Origin of the sequence: Paenibacillus alvei DSM 29 (genome assembly GCF_000293805.1) — a bacterium.
In the GTDB taxonomy this organism is placed as follows: Bacteria; Bacillota; Bacilli; order Paenibacillales; family Paenibacillaceae; genus Paenibacillus_B; species Paenibacillus_B alvei.
Genome location: NZ_AMBZ01000001.1, coordinates 307302 through 326487 on the forward strand (window position 1 = coordinate 307302; position 19186 = coordinate 326487).

The following is a 19186-nucleotide window of genomic DNA, read 5'->3' on the forward strand; positions in this document are numbered from 1 at the left end:
TGCTCTGCCTGTGCCAACCATAATCGGATAGGAATATCCCTGTATGAGTCCATGTTCGAACAGAACAGCGCCAAAGAAGCCCTCGATCAAATAACGTAAGCAGATCCTTACGACACTTTCCAAGACATGAACTAGACGGCATATGGACAGACTTATCCCGATTACTCTGCTGACAGGCAGAGAAACAAAGAACCAATGAATGCAAATGGCATAGTTGGCTTATCGGGAACAATCTATCACACATAACCCTCCGTTCCTGTTAGATACCAATACTGTAACAATGCCGCCCTGTAATTTCAACCAAAATTTAATGACATCAAAATTGCCTTTATCTTGATATCGTTTTGAATGTTGAGGTATTCGCGGGCAAATGCGTCCGCTTCATCTGACAACTCTTTCGAGCTCAATACGCCGCCCCAGTTTTGGCGGTAGAATTCAGCGCCTGTCATTTCATCTCGTTTGACAAGCTCAATATCCCGAGCATCCTCTTTGCGACTGTGCCTGCTCACCAGATCATTCTTGATCAGCCACGCAACGAACATGCCCGTCGGGACGTAGGCTTGAGCGGTACTTAGTTTCTGCGGAAACTCGCCTTCATAATGCCATTTGGCTTTATCGAATATGTAGATTTCTTTCTCTGGAATTTGAAACAGGACATCTCTAGGGGCGGCTTCCATGTAACCTTTATTAGTCAGTTCATCGGCCAACTCCTTCATCCGATCGATAGCTTCCTGCTTCGTAGAATATGGCTCGTATGATGGATTCGCCGTCTTCTTATCGGGATATAACCGCCCTTTAATGACATTCAGAATACATACCTCCGCAGCCTCCGTAATCATCAAATGCCGATAATCGGTAAACGTTTTGCGCTGATTGGTTAATACGATCTCTAGTGTAAGAGATGCAAACAACAGCGCAAATGAAAAAACCGGCTCCTTTTATTAAAAAGGAGTCGGTTTCGTCCAGCTCAAACGCAACTGATTTCATTCATATTGTAGTAAGGTCTCTAAGTCTTACCTTTTCCCAGGATCGTATGTTTCCCCAAGTGCGCTTGGCCCGCTTGTACGTCCAACTGCAAAAAGCAGCACCAGCAGGGTTAACAGATATGGAAGCATGTAAAAGACTTCGGTCGGGATACTTTTAGCCCAATCATAAATAACAACCTGATCCTTGAGCGCTTGCGCAAATCCGAAGAAAATCGCCGCGCCAAACGCACCTACCGGGTTCCATTTCCCGAAGATTACCGCAGCAAGGGCAATAAAGCCTTGACCGGAAATCGTGTTTTGCGCGAAGCTGCTGTTCGCTGTTAAAGCCACCGTAGCGCCACCTAAGGAAGCGATCGATCCCCCAACCAGAATGGACAGCGTACGAAGGCGATTAACCTTCACGCCTGCCGTATCAGCAGCCCCTGGGTGTTCTCCAACCGCACGCATCCGCAAACCAAGCGGCGTCTTATACATGACGAACCATACTACAAATACGCAAATATAAGCGATATAGGTCGTAGGATATGCCGTAAAGAATGCATTTCCGAGGAATGGAATGTCACTCAAAAATGGAATCGACCATTTAAAAAACACGTGATCGATAATCGGCGTCTCCGCAGATCCTTCGAACAAGAGCTTTACCATGAAGAATGTGGAGCTTGCCGCCAGCAAGTTGACGACAATACCGCTGATTACTTGATTTGCTTTAAATTTAATCGAAGCGATTGCATGAATGCCAGAGAAAATCAAAGTGAAAATCATTGCACCGAGGAGGCCTAACCAAGGCGATGCACCGCCAAGCCCCGCATTCTCCGCATAATGCGTCGTAATCGCAGCAGCAAAGGCTCCCGATACCATAAACCCTTCTAGTCCCAGGTTAATGACACCGGTTCGTTCGACGATCACCCCGCCGAGTGCGGCAAAGATCAATGCCGTGGCAAACACGAATGTTCCATTCAATAAATTCGCTAGAATATCCATGGTTTACCCCTCCTCCCGCTTCGATTTGCGTTTGAACATCTTGATGAACATGCGGATGGCTCCCGGAGCTGCCGCGAAGAAGATGATGATACTGATAACCATCTTAATAACTTCTGGAGGCACATCAGCACCGAAGCTCATCCCTTGAGCACCGTAATACAATCCGCCGATTAAGGCGGCAGATAAGGTTACCCCGACTGCTGTGTTCATGCCGAGCAGGGCTACCGCGATCCCATCGAACCCGATCCCTGACGTATTCGGTGCAATCGCCATGTATTTGAATACACCGAGTACTTCGAAAGTACCAATCAAACCGCCAAGCGCGCCGGAAATAAAGAATGTGCGAATCGCAATTCTTGACACTTTCATCCCTGCATACTCCGCAGCATGCTTATTGTGTCCTACTGCACGAAGCTCATAGCCCTGCTGTGTGCGATTCATATAGTAGTAATAACCGATAAGAATGAAGATGACGATGAAGAATCCCCAGTGAATGCGAGCGCCGCTGAGCAGATCCGATAACCACTGAATCTGGATGTCCGCAGATTCATGAATCATTTGCGAGCGGGACGTGCCTGCTTCAGCCATGTACGATTTGATCGTAATATGACTAAGATACAAGGCAATCCAGTTCAGCATGATGCACGAGATTACCTCATTCAATCCTCGTTTTACTTTGAATATGGCAACTAATGACCCCCATACCCCGCCGAACAAGGTTCCAACGAGTATCGCTACGATCCCATGGATGATTGGCGGCAATTCCAGCAGATTTCCGACCATCAGGGCCCCGAGAGCGCCCATCACGATCTGCCCTTCAACGCCGATATTGAACATTCCGCCACGGAAGGCAATCGCAACCGCGAGACCTGATAGAATCAATGGTACAATGGAACGCAGGGTCTCACCGATATCATAGACACTTCCGAAAATTTTATCGATCAACGAAGAGTAAGCAAGCAATGGATCATATCCGCCAACCAACATGACAATCGCGCCGATGACAATCCCGATGACAATCGAGATGACCGGAATCCAAATCGATTCTTGACGCAGAAGCTTTTTCACCGTGTTCAATTCGAGTCGCCTCCTTGTCGTCTGCCTGCCATCATCAATCCAAGCTCTTGATCATTCGTCTCTTCCGGATAAGCTTCACCTACGATTTGACCATTGAAGAGCACGATAATCCGATCAGCCACATTCATGATTTCTTCCAATTCGAAGGATACGAGAAGTATGCCTTTGCCATTGTCTCGTTCTGCAATGAGCTCCTTATGCACAAACTCAATCGCCCCGACATCCAACCCGCGTGTCGGTTGTGCAGCAATCAGCAGCTTAGGATGCCGATCGATTTCGCGCGCAATAATCAATTTCTGTTGATTTCCTCCGGACATCGCGCGTACCGGCACATCATATCCGGGAATGCGAATATCGAATGATTTCACGTATTTCTCGGCGAGCGTTAAAGCTGCCTTATGATCCATTAGACCGCCTTTCTTCAATTCAGGCTTATAGTAGGTCTGCAAGATTGCATTTTCCGGCACCGTAAAGTCCAACACCAGACCATGCTTATGGCGATCCTGCGGAATATGCGACATTCCAGCTTGGCCAACCTCGCGCGGTGTCTTGTTCAAGACATCGACACCATCCAAATGAATCTCGCCCGACTCAACACGCCGCATTCCTGTTAACGCTTCGATTAACTCGGTTTGGCCATTCCCGTCAACTCCCGCGATGCCGACAATTTCACCCGCGCGAACCTGGAAGGAGAGACTGTCCACCGCAAGCTGCCCATTATCCCCTCGAACCTTTAGGTTATTTACGTTCAGAACTGGCTGCATCGGATTGGCTTCCGCCTTCTCCGTCTTGAACCGCACTTCACGGCCCACCATCTTCTCAGCCAGTTCCTGAGGACTGGAATCCTTGACAACGACAGAGTCGATCACGCGGCCCCGGCGAATAATGGTGCAAGTATCCGCAACCTCCATGATCTCCTTCAGCTTGTGCGTAATAATAATAATGGACTTTCCTTCACTCGCAAGGCGTTTCATAATGGCAAGCAAATCCGTAATCTCTTGAGGTGTCAGCACAGCTGTAGGCTCGTCCAGGATAACGATATCCGCGCCACGGTACAGCGTTTTCAAGATTTCCACCCGCTGCTGCATTCCTACTGAAATATTCTCAATCTTTGCAGAAGGATCCACATTGAGGCCATACTGCTCCGATAATTGCCGTATTTTAGCTGAAGCACTTTTCAAATCGGTTCTCAGACCGGATTTCGGTTCCATGCCGAGAATAATATTTTCGGTTACGGTAAAAGGCTGTACGAGCTTAAAATGTTGATGCACCATCCCGATCCCCAGCTCAATCGCCCGGTTCGGGGTATCCATGATCACTTCTTGTCCATTGACCCAGATAGAACCTTCTGTTGGTTGATACAATCCGAATACGATATTCATTAATGTCGATTTTCCGGCACCATTCTCACCAAGTAATGCATGAATTTCGCCCTTTTTCAAAGCAAAGCTAATCTCTTCATTCGCGACGACTTCACCAAAACGCTTTGTGATTCCCTTTAGCTCCAATACCGTTTCAGTATCCACCATGAAACGTCTCTCCTTCCTCCTCCAGAAACAACCCCCCGCTGATTAAGCGAGGGGAGCTTTTTGGTTCCAATCGGTTCTAATTGGTTCTAGTTCTCTACTTTTCTGGTACGACGATTTCACCGTCAACAATTTTTTTGCGGTACTCTTCTACTTTCGCCAATACATCTGCAGGGACATTTTTTGGAGGATGTTGACGCAATGTCTACACCGTTTTCTTTTAGACCCATGTTCGTTACTTTACCGCCAGGGAAATTGCCTTCTGCCAATTGCTTCGTAATTTCATAGACAGCGATATCAACTTTTTTGATCATGGACGTCAATGTTACTTCATCGCCGAACGTTAAGGATTGATCTTTATCAACCCCGATAACCCATACTTTTTGCCCTTTGGAAACGCGCTCTTTGGCCTCGTTGAATACACCGTTGCCTGTCAATCCAGAAGCATGGAAAATGATATCTGCCCCGTCATTGTACATGGTCGCAGCTGCGGATTTACCCATATCAACGCGCGTAAATTGCCCTGTATAGTTCACAATCAATTGTGCTTTTGGATTTACAGCCTTGATCCCTTCACGGAAACCGGCTGCAAAGCGTTGAATTGGAGGAATTTCCATCCCGCCGACAAAACCGATTTTATTCGATTTGGTCATCAATCCAGCGATTACCCCAACTAAGTAGGCCCCTTCTTGCTCTTTGAAGGATACAGCCGCAACGTTCGGCACAACAATGGAGGAATCAATGATGCCAAGCTTTGCTTCCGGGTTTTCTTTGGCAATTTGTGTGATGGCACTATCCAATGTATAAGCTGTCGCCCATGTGAGGTCATAACCGCCTTTTACGAATTGGTTCAAGCTAGGAATGACATCAGAGTCTTGTTTTGGTTCCGCGTATTTTACATCATAGCCAAAATCAGCTTTCAGCTTTTGTAGACCTTCCCAAGCATTCTGGTTAAAGGATTTGTCATTTACGCTGCCCAAGTCGGTAACCATACCGATTTTCAATTTTTTGTCGCCAGATTCTCCTGCTGCTCCAGCCCCGTTTTTGGATTCATTTTTCCCGCCGCATGCGGTTAACACCATGGAAACCATCAATACGAATACAAGCAAAAGATTCATCTTTTTCTTCATCTGTAAGACCCTCCGATATATTTTGTAAACTAATTTTCTTCCTTAGATTCACGTCTTAAGACGGTAAATCACATATATGACTTGTACTGCAGCCTCGGACGGAAAGCGGATGGTGAATCCGCTTACATTAAATCCCCCGAACCAACACTAGCGGTGTTCGAAAGCTGGGGACATCTCGATTATAGTTGGAGCTTAGAAGAACTTCAGTTAAGCGCTGCACTGTTTTTTTGTAATCTACTTCACAGAAAAGCGATAGCTTGCATTACTGAATTTATGCGTATACGTATGATAGGGTAATAGAGTAAAACGTTTTCATAAGTCAAGCGCTTGAAAATTAACCAAGGGGGTACGTTCCATTGAGTGTACATTTAGAAGCTAAAAAAGGTGAAATCGCACCAGTATCCTTAATGCCTGGAGATCCGCTGCGTGCGAAATATATTGCTGAGACATTCTTGGAAAATGCGAAATGCCACAACCAAGTTCGCGGGATGCTTGGATTCACAGGAACATACAAAGGCAAGCCTGTTTCTGTACAGGGTTCCGGGATGGGTGTTCCTTCTTTCGCGATTTACGCGACAGAATTGATTCAGGATTATGATGTTAAAACGATAATTCGAATCGGAACATGCGGCGCCATTCAGCATGAGGTGAAGCTTCGTGATGTTCTTATCGCGCAAGCAGTATGTACGGATTCTTCCATTAATACGAACCGTTTCCCTGGTTATTCATTCGCGCCGATCGGAAACTTCGATTTGATCAAAACAGCTTATGATATCGGCATGGAAAAGAATTTGAACCTGCGTGTAGGAAACATTTTGTGCTCGGACATCTTCTATACAGAAGACAATAGCAAGGAAACGATGATGAGGCTCGGCGCATACGGCGTGCTGGCTGTAGAAATGGAGACTGCCGCCTTGTATACGCTGGCTGCGAAGCATCAAATCAACGGACTAGCCATGTTCACGGTAAGTGATCATATCCTGACAGGTGAAGCTACAACAGCGGAAGAACGCCAATTGACGTTCAACGATATGATTGAAGTGGCATTGGAGACAGCAATCCGTCAGGGATAAGTATTGTTCATAGTAACAGTAACAAGCCCGAATATAGGCGCTCGGCAGAAATATACGCCATGCGTCATATTCGGGTTTCGACAATAAACCCCACAACGATTCACCCTCTCCAATCGTCCTTTCTACTCAGTTTACCATATTTAGACAAAATATTACACAATTTCTTTTACTGTCCCAATAGAAAATAGATCAAGAACAATACCGCGATCCCATACATTGCGGCCGTAATTTCAGAACGTCGTCCTGTGACGATTTTGACAATCGGGTAAGCAATGAAGCCGAATGCAATTCCATTCACGATGCTGAAAGATAACGGCATCATAAGCATCATCAGAAATGCTGGAAAAGCCTCCGTCAAGTCATCCCACTGAATATCTTTAACACCTTGTATCATGAAACAGCCCACGATGATCAGCACAGGCGCAATCGCAGCATTCGGGATCATTTTCAAAATCGGAACAACGAATAATGCCGGAATAAACAATAGTCCTGCAATAAATGGCGTTAAGCCGGATCTTCCCCCTGCCGCGATGCCTGTTGCGGACTCAGCAACCGTTGTCGTCGGACTGCACCCCAGCATAGATGCCGCTACAATGGATAGCGCGTTAGCTTGAAACGAACGCCGGAACTTCGAATTGTCCGGCAGCATGCCTAACTGTGCCCCCATATTGGAAAAGAGAATGACCATCAATAAGGAAAACACCGCGATCCAGAAATGAAAGCTGCTAAATTGGCTAAAATCAAAAGCAAACAGCAGGCTGTCATACCCTGCCATGGAGAACGTAAAGTTGTCCATATTTGAGAAATCGACGATTCCAAGACATCCCCCAATGAGCGTTCCTGCAATGATTCCAATCAGGAAGTTCCCCTTCACCCTGCGCAAGAACAGCGGCACGACAATGGCAAGTGTCAAAATGGTCGTTAACGCATGCGGATCACGCAAGCTCGCTAATTGGACGAATGTACTCTCGCTCGGTACGATCACACCGCCATTTTTCAACCCTAAAAATCCAATAAACAACCCGATTCCTGCCGTCAGGGCTCGTATCATCGATACAGGTATCGTCTGCGACAAATAGGTAACGCCCTTCGTCAACGAAATGCAGAAGAACATAACTCCTGCGATACATGCGGCTGCCAATGCCTGCTGCCACGTAAGACCGAAGGAAGCCACCAACGTAAATACAAAAAACGCGTTATCCCCCATGCCGGGCGCCAGAATGAGCGGTGATTTCGCCCAGAATGCCATCAGCATGCATCCGACTATCGAAGAGAGTACGGTTGCAATCGTTGCGGCTTCATACGGCATGCCCGCAATGCTGAGAATAGCTCCGTTGACAGCAATAATATAGGCGATCGTAATAAATGAGGTCAGACCTGCCAGCATTTCCGTACGTATTGTAGTCTCGTTGTCTCGAATCTGAAACAAATCCTTTACTCGTTCATTCAATCCCTTTGCCTCCATCCAATTATTCCTCATTATTACTCGCAGCAAAACCATGGTACAATAGTGCTGATCTCACTATGAAAGGATATGGAAGTATGATAGATATTACTCAAATCCCACTTTTCTCTGAGATTCCAGCAGGTGATTTAGCTAGCCGCGTCGCGCCGATGCTTAAAGAACGTCATTATAAAAAAATCATGTATTTATGTTCGAAAATGACCAAAGCGATGAGATTTTCATTCTTCGGACAGGAAAAGTCAAAATATATCGTATTCAAGATGGGAAAGAAGTTGTGCTCAGCATTCAACTCCCAGGTGAAATTTTCGGCGAAGCTGAGGCCATTTCTGGCGACAACCATCGGATTTGTACCATTGAGGCACTGGAATCGCTTATCGCATGGCAGATCAGTAAGCAAGATTTTTTGCAAATCATTGAAGAGTACCCATCTGTTCTCCACAAAGCATACGGTATAATGTTCCAAAGAGTTCGTGTTTTAAACCGCATGATTCGTTATATGACGTTCTGTGATGTGCGAGCGAAGGTCGCAAATCAAATTATGGATCTCTATTATAATTTTGGTCAAGAACATGGAACCGCTTACAAAGTTGATATGAAAATCAATCATGCCCTGCTCGGCAATATGGTTGGCATTACACGCGAATCCATTTCCAAAACCCTTAGTGACTTTCAGAGTGAAGGGCTGATTGATATTCGTCAGAAATATATCTATATCCTAAATTTAAAGAAACTGGAACAGATGTGCGAAAGAACGGAAGAGGTTCCTGCACTTCGGAAATGGTAGATTCCTCGTCAGCTAACAGCCTAACTATATCAAAAGAACGAAGCCGTATCAGTTACGCCAGTAACGTTTATTTTGTGAACTGGATCATACTATTGATATCGTAGTCCATTCATGAAAAGACGCCTAGATCCTTGGATCTAAGCGTCTTTCTAGCACAATTTGGCCTTCATCATGTAATTGGATCAACCTGTCAGACGATTTCATTGATGGCTGCCTTCAGCGGCCATGGCAATTTCTTTGGTTTGATGAACGGTGCCAAATGGATGCTTGGGAGGGCCATAGATCGTATACAGCTTAAGCGGTTTATATCCTGTGTTGATTACATTGTGCCATGTACCCGCCGGGATCATAATCGCATAATTATCATCGACCCGCTGCTCGATATCTAATTTATCCTTACTCTCTCCCATCCTTACAAGCCCATGCCCTTCTTCAATGCGTATGAACTGATCGGTTGTTGGATGCACCTCCAAGCCAATATCACTTCCAACCGGAATGCTCATCAGCGTCACTTGCAAATGATCTCCAGTCCATAAGGCCGTACGGTACATTTGGTTTTGCTCGGCTGCCTGCTCAATATTGACAACAAACGGCTGGCCCCCATAATCCTTCAATGCAATATGATTTCTCCTTGAAAAAAGCCCCTCGGGATTATACCAGCTGTAATCATATGGATTCCAACTATAGCACCGATTCACGCCGCTCGGGGGATAATGAACGGGATAATGCCATGGTTGGTAATAGTACGGATACATATTCATTCTCCTCGCACAGATATTATTCACCACCGTATAGACTATGCAGATGCCTATATAAAGGTTAGCAGATCCTGTTTGAATCATTACTCATTCGAATTCCACCCTCACCAAACCACGTCTCTGAAGGATAATTACAGACAAAACATTTCAAATGGTGTGACCTTTTTGATTGCTGTGAATTCCGAATTGTTGCTACCATAGTTCAACGTAGCGGTAAATAATAGCCAATGAAATGGTAGAGGAGTTACTCATGATGAAAAGAATTGTCACACTGAGCACACGCAAACTGATGGACACTGCAAAACATGGCGGATGCGGCGCATGCCAGACATCTTGCCAGTCTGCTTGCAAAACTTCCTGCGGCGTTGCCAATCAGCGTTGTGAGAACGCAATGAACAAATAACAAATAGGCAATGAAACTTACCGCCGTCCTACCAAGGACGGCGAAGTTGTTTCTATGGATACCACCTGCAATTTGTAGACAAAAGGAGCTTGATTCGCAGTATGATTCATCAATATCAACTGAACGGATACAACATCGTGATCGACACCTATAGTGGCTCAGTGCATGTTGTTGATGACCTGGCGTATGAGATCATTGCGCTTTATGAACAGGAAACACCCGAACGAATCCTGGCATTAATGAAGGAAAAACAATATACAGAAGAAAGCATTCGAGGGACAATCTCAGAGGTCGAGGAACTTATAAAGAATGAGCAGCTTTTTACAGAGGATGCTTATGAGGAACTGTCTATTCATTTAAAAGCACGAAAAACGTATGTGAAGGCGCTCTGTCTCAATGTCGCGCATACTTGCAATCTGTCATGCGAGTATTGCTTCGCCAGCCAAGGGAAATACAATGGCGATCGCGCAATTATGAGCGTGGAGGTTGGACAAAGAGCTATTGATTACTTACTCGAAAATTCGGGCCATCACCGAAACCTTGACATCGACTTCTTCGGCGGGGAACCGCTTATGGCTTGGAAAGTCGTCAAAGAGATTGTAAAGTACGCCCGAAGCAAAGAGAAGGAATGGAAGAAAAAATTCCGCTTTACCTTTACAACGAACGGGATGCTGTTAAACGATGAGGTCACCGAGTTTTTAAATCAGGAAATGTACAATGTCGTCTTAAGTCTGGATGGACGAAAAGAGGTTCATGATCGGCTGCGCACAACCGTTACGGGCAAAGGCAGCTATGATTCTATCGTGCCGAAGTTCCAGGAATTCGTCCAAAAGCGCGGAGACCAGGAATACTATGTACGAGGAACGTATACGCGAAACAATGTCGATTTCACCAATGACATCTTCCATATCGCAGATCTTGGCTTTGATAAAATCTCGATGGAGCCTGTCATCTGTGATCCAAGGGAACCCTATGCCCTTACCGAGAAGGATCTCCCGGAGATCTACAATCAGTACGAAATTCTCGCCAAGGAAATGATTAAGCGCAGCGAACAAGGCAAAGGATTTACATTCTATCATTACATGCTCGATCTCTCAGAAGGCCCTTGCATCCAGAAAAGAATCACGGGCTGTGGATCAGGCACCGAATATCTTGCTGTCACGCCATGGGGCGAACTGTTCCCTTGCCACCAGTTTGTCGGGGATGAAGCGTATAGCATGGGCAACATCTGGGAAGGCATCACGCGGCCTGAGCTGCAATGCCAATTCAAAGAGAGCAACTGCTATACGAAGCCGGAATGCCAGGATTGCTGGGCTAAGCTCTACTGCAGCGGCGGCTGTCCCGCCAATGCCTTGCATGCGACAGGCTCCATCAACGGAACCTACGAGTTTAGTTGTGACGTGTTCCGCAAACGGATCGAATGCTCCATGATGGCCAAGGTCGCCGAGTCGATTAGAGAGATGGAAGAAAATTTAGTGTAGATAGATGAAAGAGGGGCACCGGCCCCTCTTTGCTATTTTCGTCCGTACTTGTCTGCCATATGTATCTGAATCATTTTGCGAAACATACGCATGTAGAAAGATTTGTATTGCTTTCATAATACGAAAAAGTGATCTATTGCCTAAGATTTTCATGAATACGCTTGCAAAATTCTAAAAATGAAGGTGCAACAACTACTGCATCATCGGGGTTGTAGCTTTCTTCGTAATCCATATATTTAATTTCCCCGGTTTGGATATCAATCCAAAAATCATTATCCGCATGATTGTCGGCAAAAGGGATATGAAATAGAATGAAATTCTCAAAATCCTCAGAATAATCTGCCCTTCTATCTTTCGCTCTTTCAATGGACATTGTGTAATAAGAATCCTCTTCATCTTCGTTTAACGGAATATGAATTCAGAAATCTATTATTGTTCCCTTTAGAATGGTTGTTCATGTAAGTTCCACATCCTACTTTTCTATTTAATTTACATTCCAAAAGCGAGATGTTTGCAAATCCTGAAAGCTGATTTCTTTATATGCGGAGATCGCTTCCTATAACTACGTCTTTATTATAGTTCATACCATACCAGGTGCACATAAAAAAAGAACGAATCCCTATAGTGTGGAATTCGTTCTTTCATGCTTGAATTTATTTAACGTCAACGGGTTGCAAAGTCTCACTTGGCTCTTTCTTTAGAGTCAACATGACGATAAGGGAAATGCAGTATAAGGCAGCTAAGTAGATCATTGCGACCGTCATATCATAACTTTGAAGAATATAGCCGACAAAGATTGGTGAAAATCCTCCAATTGCTCTACCGAAGTTAAAAATTGTGTTTGTCGCTGTGCTTCGAATCTGCACAGGATAGAAGCTGCTAATTAAAGCTCCATACCCGGCAAACATGCCATTCGAGAAGAAGCCGACAATCGCGCCACCGATTAAAATAGCGACACTTCCAGCAGCATAGGAGTATAAAAACACAGCACATGAAGAGGCAAGCAAGAAGATGCCGAAAGCACGCTTTGCGCCAAACCGATCCATAAACAGGCCGAACGTTAGCATCCCAACAATCATGCCAACCGCTGTACTAATCGTCCAAAGAGCAGAGCTTGAAACGGATAAGCCTTGCGATTTCTGCAGCATTGATGGCAGCCAAATCATTAAGCCATTGTAGCCGGCAATTTGCACCGTGGCCATAATAATCAAGGAAATTGTCGTCATCGTTGTTCTAGGCGTTTCAAATAGTTGAGCCAGCTTGCCTTTTTCACGTTGCTTGTTAATTTCTTTATTCTTCTGGGCAGCCAGCCATTCTGGAGATTCCTCAAGGTTTTTTCGCACAATAAAGGCGAAAATGACAGGTAACACGCCAACAAAGAATAAAGCTCTCCATCCGAAAAGCGGAAGAATAACAGCACTTAGTAACGCTGCTAAAATAACGCCGTACTGTGCACCCACACTCACATATGAGGATGCCCTTCCTTGTTTGTTCTTCGGCCAAGCCTCGGCAACGAGAGCCATGCCAATTCCATATTCTCCACCTGCGCCAAGACCTGCGATAAATCTGAACACATAAACTTCTTCAATATTCGTTGCTAGTCCAGTTAAAGCCGTCCCAATTGCAAACAACAAGACGGTATTCGTAAATACTTTTACCCGCCCATACTTATCAGCTAAAACCCCAAAAATAATGCCGCCTAGCAGCATGCCAATATTCGTTATAGAAGAAATCAGTCCACCCGTTGCGAAATCAATGTTAAATTCCGAAATAATCATTGTCATCGCAAAGGAAATAAACATAATGTCCATTCCTTCCAACGTTAATCCAGCTACTGAAGCTGCCACTGTTTTCTTACGATAATCCATTCTAACGATCCTCCAGTTTCTTGTTGATCTTTCTGCGTGTTTGAGGGAATGGATTACACAAGACTTTTCCATTCTCTTTTGAAGCCTCACAGGACTCCCTTTAAAAGAGGTACTAAAAATGCCCTTCTGCACAAAGGGCAAAAAGGGCATGCGAAAACATAGATATTATTAGCCTTACAATATCACGTCGCCCTTTTCAGCCTCTCTGGACTGCATTAAAGGAAATTTATTTCGTGATACATACTAGCAAAATAGAGCAGATACTGTCAACATCCATTTCATGCTATAAGAGTGAATTAATATTTATATGGTACATATTAACAAAAACTTCTATTTTCAATATTATAAAGGCATTATCCCAGCGATAGGGTGAATTTTGCACATGAAGAAGATTTTCAAAACTTTTGGAGTGGTTCTTCTTGGTTTGCTTACAGTGTTCTTCATTGGCAGATTTTTTATAATGATTTTGCTTTTATTGGGAGCTTTCCGTCAAAACTGAAATCTATTGATGGAGACTCTTAGGGCTTTTCACTATTTGCTCAATAGGGACTAATTAAGCCGCTTTAACCCTCTCTAGTGAGAAGGGATTGAGGTTGCTGAATTTATCTTGTATCAAACTTGAGAAAAGGCTTTTATAATTAAAGTCGCTCCTCCCATATCCAAATCGGCTGCTGAAGAACGATGGATGTAAGATTACGGTTGATTCTTTTGGAATTCACCGTCATCTCATTGCTAAGAACGATCACTGTTAATTCCTCGTCAATTAGCCGTGTAACATAATGACGGAAACCACTTGGTATCCTTCTGGATGCCCAACTGCTTTTTTTCCCATGACATCTTGCGTATACCATCCATATCCATAATCACCTTGCAATAACCAGATCCAAACACAACATTTTTCAAAAAGAAATCCAATTCTCCAAAATCATTCATCGTCGTTCCGTCTTCATCCAATCTATAAACAATCCCATCAAATCTGTTCATGATTAAGGGTTCATAAAGAATCTGGCCTATTGATAACCATGATTCTTTGTCGTCTTGCATATCTGAAAGAACATATTGATTACGCTCTAATTCACTGTAACTCCATAAATCAATGTCACCGCACCGCGCTCCATTTGTTACTTTTAATAAGTTCGTAATATTTTCCTAGCTTTAGAGAATCAGCTTCTTCATGAATCCCCGTGATCCCGTCATTTAATTTTCCAAAAACAATCGTTGAAGGATCTTCTTTTAAAGCTCCTTTTAGGCAATCAATCATTTTTGTAATGTCTTCGTTCATTTAAAATCAACCTCGCTACACTTTTTAGGACATGCATGTAATAATTACTTTTAGGAATATTGCCAATAACTTTGTATGGGGTTCTCAATCGAACCTTCTACCATTTGTGCATATAAATAGATAGCACCGAACGCAAAGGGATAGCTTTTCCTCGGCTTTATGAGTGTATCTGGATACCCATCCTCATCGATCTGAAATAGAAAATCAAAACCGTCATCATGCAACTCCTTATAGTAATACTCTTCTCCCTGAATATGCCTTGGAGTTCCCCCGAATTTGATAAGAAAACGTTCTTCTAATGACGCTTTATCACTTACCATATTGGCTTCCGAAATAAAGTGCTTTACTAAATCAGGATCGGTAAAAGTATCAAATTTACTCTCTTCTGTCTTAGGATGTTTCATTGTTAATAAAGAACAATTTGGATATCTATTTTTAGAAATACGATCTTCAAAATGTTTAGGAGCAAAAATGGAGATCATCTCAGTTTCATCAAAAGGGTTAACGATAGACAAATAAAAATACCTCTCCATATCCTTATTTACCATGCCTTCTCGTTCATCAAAATAAGCCGGTGCGTTCCCTCCGATCCATCCATTACGGCTATCCTTTTCACTCGTTTGAAAAAGCACACACTCTTTTCGTTCTTTAAGAATTTTTAAATCTTTCATTGTTTTCTCCCTTCTCTATTTACATTGCGAGTAACACCGTCCTGCTCATCTTCTCACCATACTTCGACATTTATCGAGTTAAACCCTACCAAAACAGAGTTCATAATAGTCATGAAAAAAAGGAGTTCTGCGAACCTGAATGATACATGCACCAAATACCTTCAACTACGAGAGAAAACAAAATGGCTTCTCAAATATCAAGCATTTAAGAAACATATGATTATCGATAACGTCTATATATACAGAACGATACGAACTTGGAAGAGGTGAAATTATGAAGAAATTAGACGGCCTCTAGCTTCCCACAAGGAGGGGAATTAGAGCCAAATGAGCAATAGTATGAAAAAATCACCCGTATGGACAGACCACCAAACACCCGGTACCTGCTGGAGCAAACGGCAGGCAAGCAAAGCTGTACGCCGCTTTACAGGGGATGTTCAAAACGGAAAATGGTACAGAAAGCTGTTCTGTTCCTGGAATATTTGCGACTACCGCTTTTACAAAACAAAGCAACAAGCGATACATGAATGGGAGACATCCCAATGTCTGAGGGAACGACAATTGACTCAAGCAGAAGTTATAAAGGGTTGGGAAAAGTTCTATAGAAGAAAATAAGCTCAAGCGTCGGTCTGGGAAGCCCGGCGCCTGAGCTTTTACTTATAAGGGATTATTGCGGCTACTCTTTCAATCTAATTTGAAACGTCAATTCCCATTAAACTGAACCTGATACGATATTGCCTCTGAACATCGTAGCGACACGGTCCGAACTTCTTGCGATAGCTTCCGCCGAACAAGAAGCTTCGACTAGCACCATATTTGCATCGTCTCCAACTTCGGGCCACACTCTTTCGCCATTATCATGTAATGGTGTCTTGCCGTCAGTAATAAATTGCAGCGTCCGAGCCAATGACTGCTCATCGGACCATCCGTACATTTCCGCCAAACGACCGGCGCGTTTCAAAATATCCCCATCTCCAAAAGGCGACCACACGTCAAAAATATTATCGCATCCGACGGCAACCGTGACACCTTTCCGGTGTAATAAACCGACTGGCGGAAACTTGCGGTTTATCGGTACACTGGTAATGATGGAGATCCCTGCATCGGCCAGAAGCTCTCCCATGACTTCCACTTGAGCTTGGGAAATGTCCCCCAGCCCAAAGGCATGGCTTACGGCAACCTTGCCTTGCAATCCTGCTTCTTTCGTTAGCTGGGCCAATCGTTTCATTGTAAAAACGCCAAGATGATCGGCGTCATGCAAGTGCAGGTCAATGCCCGCATTTCCTTCTACGGCTAGCTCCACCATCTCCTGCAAGGAAGCTTCGAGATCCCCATCCACCGTGGCTGGATCGACCCCGCCGACGAAGCTTGCTCCTTGGCGAAGGGCTTCCCTGACCAACTGTTTCGACTTGGAACGCAATAAACCGTGCTGTGGAAAAGCAACGATTTCGTAGGTCAGCTTCCCATCAAATGTTTGCAATGCTCGCTTAACTTGTTCCAAATTCTCCAATCCAACCTCAGGATAAACATCGACATGCGTGCGCACATGCGTTACACCAGACTTCACATACATATCAAGCAGTTGTTCCGCACGTTCTTGCGTCGTTGTTTGCAAAGAAGGAAGTACTTGCTTCTCGATGTCAAACCGTTCAAAAATATTGCTTGCAGGTGTTACCGCACGCCATCGATCACCAAGCAATGTTTTATCCAAATGACAATGTTTTTCGGTAAATGAAGGCAGCACCAGACGCCGCTTTGCATCTTTCTTAGGGAGTTCATCCTGAACGGGCTCAACCGCTGGGACGATCTTCGCCACTTTCCCGTCCTCAATTAAGAGATGATAGCATTCCGTTTTGGTACCCGTAATCACACCGTTATCTTCCTGAAATCCCGTTTCCAACAGGACATTGGTTAACCAATAAGCAGTATTCAATGAAGCTCATCCTTTCAACGTTCTATGATTAAAGTTCTCCTGCTGCCAGATTCCCCTGGAAAACAACTGCGACCCTTCTTGCTCTTCGTGCAACCGCTTCGGCTGAACAACTTGCATCAACGAGAACGAGGTCGGCAGCATCTCCGACATTAGGCCAGATGCGTTGTCCATCCACATTTAGAGGTGTTACGCCGCCTGTAATATACCCCAGTGTTTGTCCAAGGGAACGTTCGTCCTTCAGGCCGAATCGTTCCGCTAATGTACCTGCTTTTTCAAGACTATCTCCTTTGCCAAAAGGAGACCAGTGATCCGTGATGCTGTCATCACCGAGGGAGATTTGCACACCCTTTTCGCTTAAGAGCGGTATCGGAAGTGTCCTTCCAAGCGGAACGGTGGATGTAATCGTAATCCGCTGCTCAGCTAACAAGTCTGCCACTTGACTTGCCTCTTCTAGAGAAATGTCAGCCAATGCCAGAGCATGGCTGATGTTGACTCTTCCTTGCCACCCGGCTTCCGCTGTTAACGCGGCCAATCGTTGAAAGGTAAAAATGCCGAGATGGCCTGGATCATGGATATGAAGATCAATATCCGCATCCGCTTCCACCGCAAGCTCTATTACCGTTTGCAGCGACTTCTCAATATTGCCGTCGATGGTTGCAGGGTCAACGCCGCCAACGAGAGCAGCACCGCTTCTCAATGCTTCTCTTACGAGAGAAACAGATTCACTGCGCAATAATCCATGCTGCGGGAACGCCACAATTTCAACCGAAGCTTTTCCTTTGTAAGCTTCTACGGCTTGAAGCGTAGCTTCCAAATTCCGCAGTCCTATATATGGATCGACGTTACAATGGGTCCGAATATGGGTCGAACCGGCATGGGTCAGCAATCCCAGCAAGTTTTCTGCTCTTTCCTTGGCTACAGGCAACAAACGCGGGAGTAATTCCTGTTCTTCCTCCAGCCTAGTCAAAAGTTCTTTACGTGGAATCGTTGGCGCCTTCCATGGGCCACTGTAGTATGTCTTATCAAGATGGATATGCATATCGCGGAAAGAGGGTAGCATGAGATATCGATTTGCATCCCGTTTCGGCATATTCGTTTCTAAAGGTTGATCTGCGGGAACGATTTCACTGATTTCCCCATCTGAAATCTGTACATGAAAAAGCATGGTTTCTGTCCCCGTTACGGTACCATTCTCAACCTGATAGCCGGTCTCCAACCGAACATTCGTTAACCAGTAAGCATTGTCCGCCACTTCATTCTCCTCCTTCGCTGCAACTGTTCACGCTTATTTATGGTTTAATTCGCTCCAGCGCTCATATACCTTAATCGCATCTTCGTCTTTATGCTGAACCATAGGCAGCCTGCGTTGCTCCATCGGTTTGGAGTATTCATCATAGAACGTTTCCAATTCAAAATACTTGCGATTATCTTTATAAAATGGAGCATAATCTTCTCGTGTTGTAATATAAACCACTTTTTTAGGACTGCAATAATAAACAGCCCCCAAACACATTGGACACGGACTCGCAAGAATATAAATTTCACAATCAGTCAAATGCTCGGTTTGCAGTTTTCTACATGCTTCTCTGATGGCAAGCACCTCTGCATGAGCTGTCGGATCATTGGTTTGCGCCACTAGATTCGGACTCTCCGCAATGATTTCTCCATCTCTAACGATCACAGTAGCAAAGGGTCTGCCGCCTTCTTCAACATTTGTAAGAGCCAATTGTATGGTACGTTTTACAAAATCCATGATAATCACCTCATG

General features: G+C 44.6%; 19 protein-coding genes and 1 pseudogene. 5 read left to right on the top strand and 15 right to left on the bottom strand.

What is annotated here, in order from left to right; genetic code table 11:
- Positions 1-296: 296 nt before the first annotated feature.
- The 5 genes and pseudogenes from PAV_RS01545 to PAV_RS01565 form a co-directional block, all read right to left on the bottom strand.
- Positions 297-911 (bottom strand): DUF7832 domain-containing protein, encoded by a 615-nt coding sequence (locus tag PAV_RS01545; protein ID WP_005543019.1) that lies wholly within the window; start codon positions 909-911, stop codon positions 297-299.
- Between the two features lie 102 nt (positions 912-1013).
- Entirely contained in the window at positions 1014-1967 is a 954-nt protein-coding gene (locus tag PAV_RS01550; RefSeq protein ID WP_005543020.1) for an ABC transporter permease, read from the bottom strand.
- Between the two features lie 3 nt (positions 1968-1970).
- Positions 1971-3044: an ABC transporter permease gene (locus PAV_RS01555; RefSeq protein ID WP_005543021.1), complete on the bottom strand. Its 1074-nt coding sequence runs from the start codon at positions 3042-3044 to the stop codon at positions 1971-1973.
- Positions 3041-4573, bottom strand: a complete 1533-nt coding sequence (locus tag PAV_RS01560) for an ABC transporter ATP-binding protein (protein ID WP_005543022.1) — start codon at positions 4571-4573, stop codon at positions 3041-3043. Before PAV_RS01560 ends, PAV_RS01555 begins: the two co-directional genes overlap by 4 nt.
- 94 nt (positions 4574-4667) lie before the next feature.
- A pseudogene (locus PAV_RS01565) lies at positions 4668-5700 on the bottom strand (BMP family lipoprotein).
- Positions 5701-6056: 356 nt separating this feature from the next.
- On the opposite strand from PAV_RS01565, the gene deoD reads away from it, so the two are divergent.
- A complete protein-coding gene (gene deoD / locus PAV_RS01570; protein WP_005543024.1) occupies positions 6057-6773 on the top strand; it encodes a purine-nucleoside phosphorylase in 717 nt (238 codons plus the stop codon).
- A 166-nt stretch (positions 6774-6939) separates the two neighbouring features.
- Here the strand turns inward: deoD and PAV_RS01575 are convergent, their stop codons facing one another.
- Positions 6940-8238: an NCS2 family permease gene (locus PAV_RS01575; protein ID WP_005543026.1), complete on the bottom strand. Its 1299-nt coding sequence runs from the start codon at positions 8236-8238 to the stop codon at positions 6940-6942.
- A 187-nt stretch (positions 8239-8425) separates the two neighbouring features.
- On the opposite strand from PAV_RS01575, the gene PAV_RS01580 reads away from it, so the two are divergent.
- Positions 8426-9022, top strand: a complete 597-nt coding sequence (locus PAV_RS01580) for a Crp/Fnr family transcriptional regulator (RefSeq protein ID WP_005543028.1) — start codon at positions 8426-8428, stop codon at positions 9020-9022.
- A 200-nt stretch (positions 9023-9222) separates the two neighbouring features.
- Here the strand turns inward: PAV_RS01580 and PAV_RS01585 are convergent, their stop codons facing one another.
- Positions 9223-9777 (bottom strand): cupin domain-containing protein, encoded by a 555-nt coding sequence (locus tag PAV_RS01585; RefSeq protein WP_005543029.1) that lies wholly within the window; start codon positions 9775-9777, stop codon positions 9223-9225.
- A 256-nt stretch (positions 9778-10033) separates the two neighbouring features.
- Between PAV_RS01585 and scfA the strand changes: the two genes are divergently transcribed.
- Positions 10034-10183: a six-cysteine ranthipeptide SCIFF gene (gene scfA / locus PAV_RS33070; RefSeq protein WP_076321126.1), complete on the top strand. Its 150-nt coding sequence runs from the start codon at positions 10034-10036 to the stop codon at positions 10181-10183.
- Positions 10184-10284: 101 nt separating this feature from the next.
- Entirely contained in the window at positions 10285-11664 is a 1380-nt protein-coding gene (scfB, locus tag PAV_RS01590; RefSeq protein ID WP_005543031.1) for a thioether cross-link-forming SCIFF peptide maturase, read from the top strand.
- Between the two features lie 133 nt (positions 11665-11797).
- On the opposite strand, the gene PAV_RS01595 is transcribed toward scfB, so the two are convergent.
- The 5 genes from PAV_RS01595 to PAV_RS01615 all read right to left on the bottom strand — a co-directional run bounded on the left by PAV_RS01595 (position 11798) and on the right by PAV_RS01615 (position 15485).
- Entirely contained in the window at positions 11798-12037 is a 240-nt protein-coding gene (locus PAV_RS01595; protein ID WP_005543032.1) for a hypothetical protein, read from the bottom strand.
- A 280-nt stretch (positions 12038-12317) separates the two neighbouring features.
- Positions 12318-13532, bottom strand: a complete 1215-nt coding sequence (locus tag PAV_RS01600; RefSeq protein WP_005543033.1) for an MFS transporter — start codon at positions 13530-13532, stop codon at positions 12318-12320.
- A gap of 759 nt (positions 13533-14291) precedes the next feature.
- The gene (locus PAV_RS34380; RefSeq protein ID WP_040734848.1) at positions 14292-14516 is read right to left on the bottom strand and encodes a hypothetical protein; all 225 of its coding nucleotides are present in this window, start codon (positions 14514-14516) and stop codon (positions 14292-14294) included.
- 115 nt (positions 14517-14631) lie between these two features.
- The gene (locus tag PAV_RS01610) at positions 14632-14814 is read right to left on the bottom strand and encodes a hypothetical protein (protein ID WP_005543035.1); all 183 of its coding nucleotides are present in this window, start codon (positions 14812-14814) and stop codon (positions 14632-14634) included.
- A 50-nt stretch (positions 14815-14864) separates the two neighbouring features.
- Entirely contained in the window at positions 14865-15485 is a 621-nt protein-coding gene (locus PAV_RS01615; RefSeq protein ID WP_005543036.1) for a hypothetical protein, read from the bottom strand.
- 327 nt (positions 15486-15812) lie between these two features.
- On the opposite strand from PAV_RS01615, the gene PAV_RS01620 reads away from it, so the two are divergent.
- Entirely contained in the window at positions 15813-16100 is a 288-nt protein-coding gene (locus tag PAV_RS01620) for a hypothetical protein (RefSeq protein WP_040734850.1), read from the top strand.
- Between the two features lie 97 nt (positions 16101-16197).
- Here the strand turns inward: PAV_RS01620 and PAV_RS01625 are convergent, their stop codons facing one another.
- The 3 genes from PAV_RS01625 to PAV_RS01635 are packed head-to-tail and all read right to left on the bottom strand — an operon-like array spanning position 16198 to position 19171.
- Positions 16198-17418: an amidohydrolase gene (locus tag PAV_RS01625; protein ID WP_005543037.1), complete on the bottom strand. Its 1221-nt coding sequence runs from the start codon at positions 17416-17418 to the stop codon at positions 16198-16200.
- 28 nt (positions 17419-17446) lie between these two features.
- Positions 17447-18670, bottom strand: coding sequence for an amidohydrolase (locus PAV_RS01630; RefSeq protein WP_005543038.1), 1224 nt, complete (start codon positions 18668-18670; stop codon positions 17447-17449).
- A gap of 33 nt (positions 18671-18703) precedes the next feature.
- A complete protein-coding gene (locus PAV_RS01635; RefSeq protein ID WP_005543039.1) occupies positions 18704-19171 on the bottom strand; it encodes a nucleoside deaminase in 468 nt (155 codons plus the stop codon).
- Positions 19172-19186 lie beyond the last annotated feature (15 nt).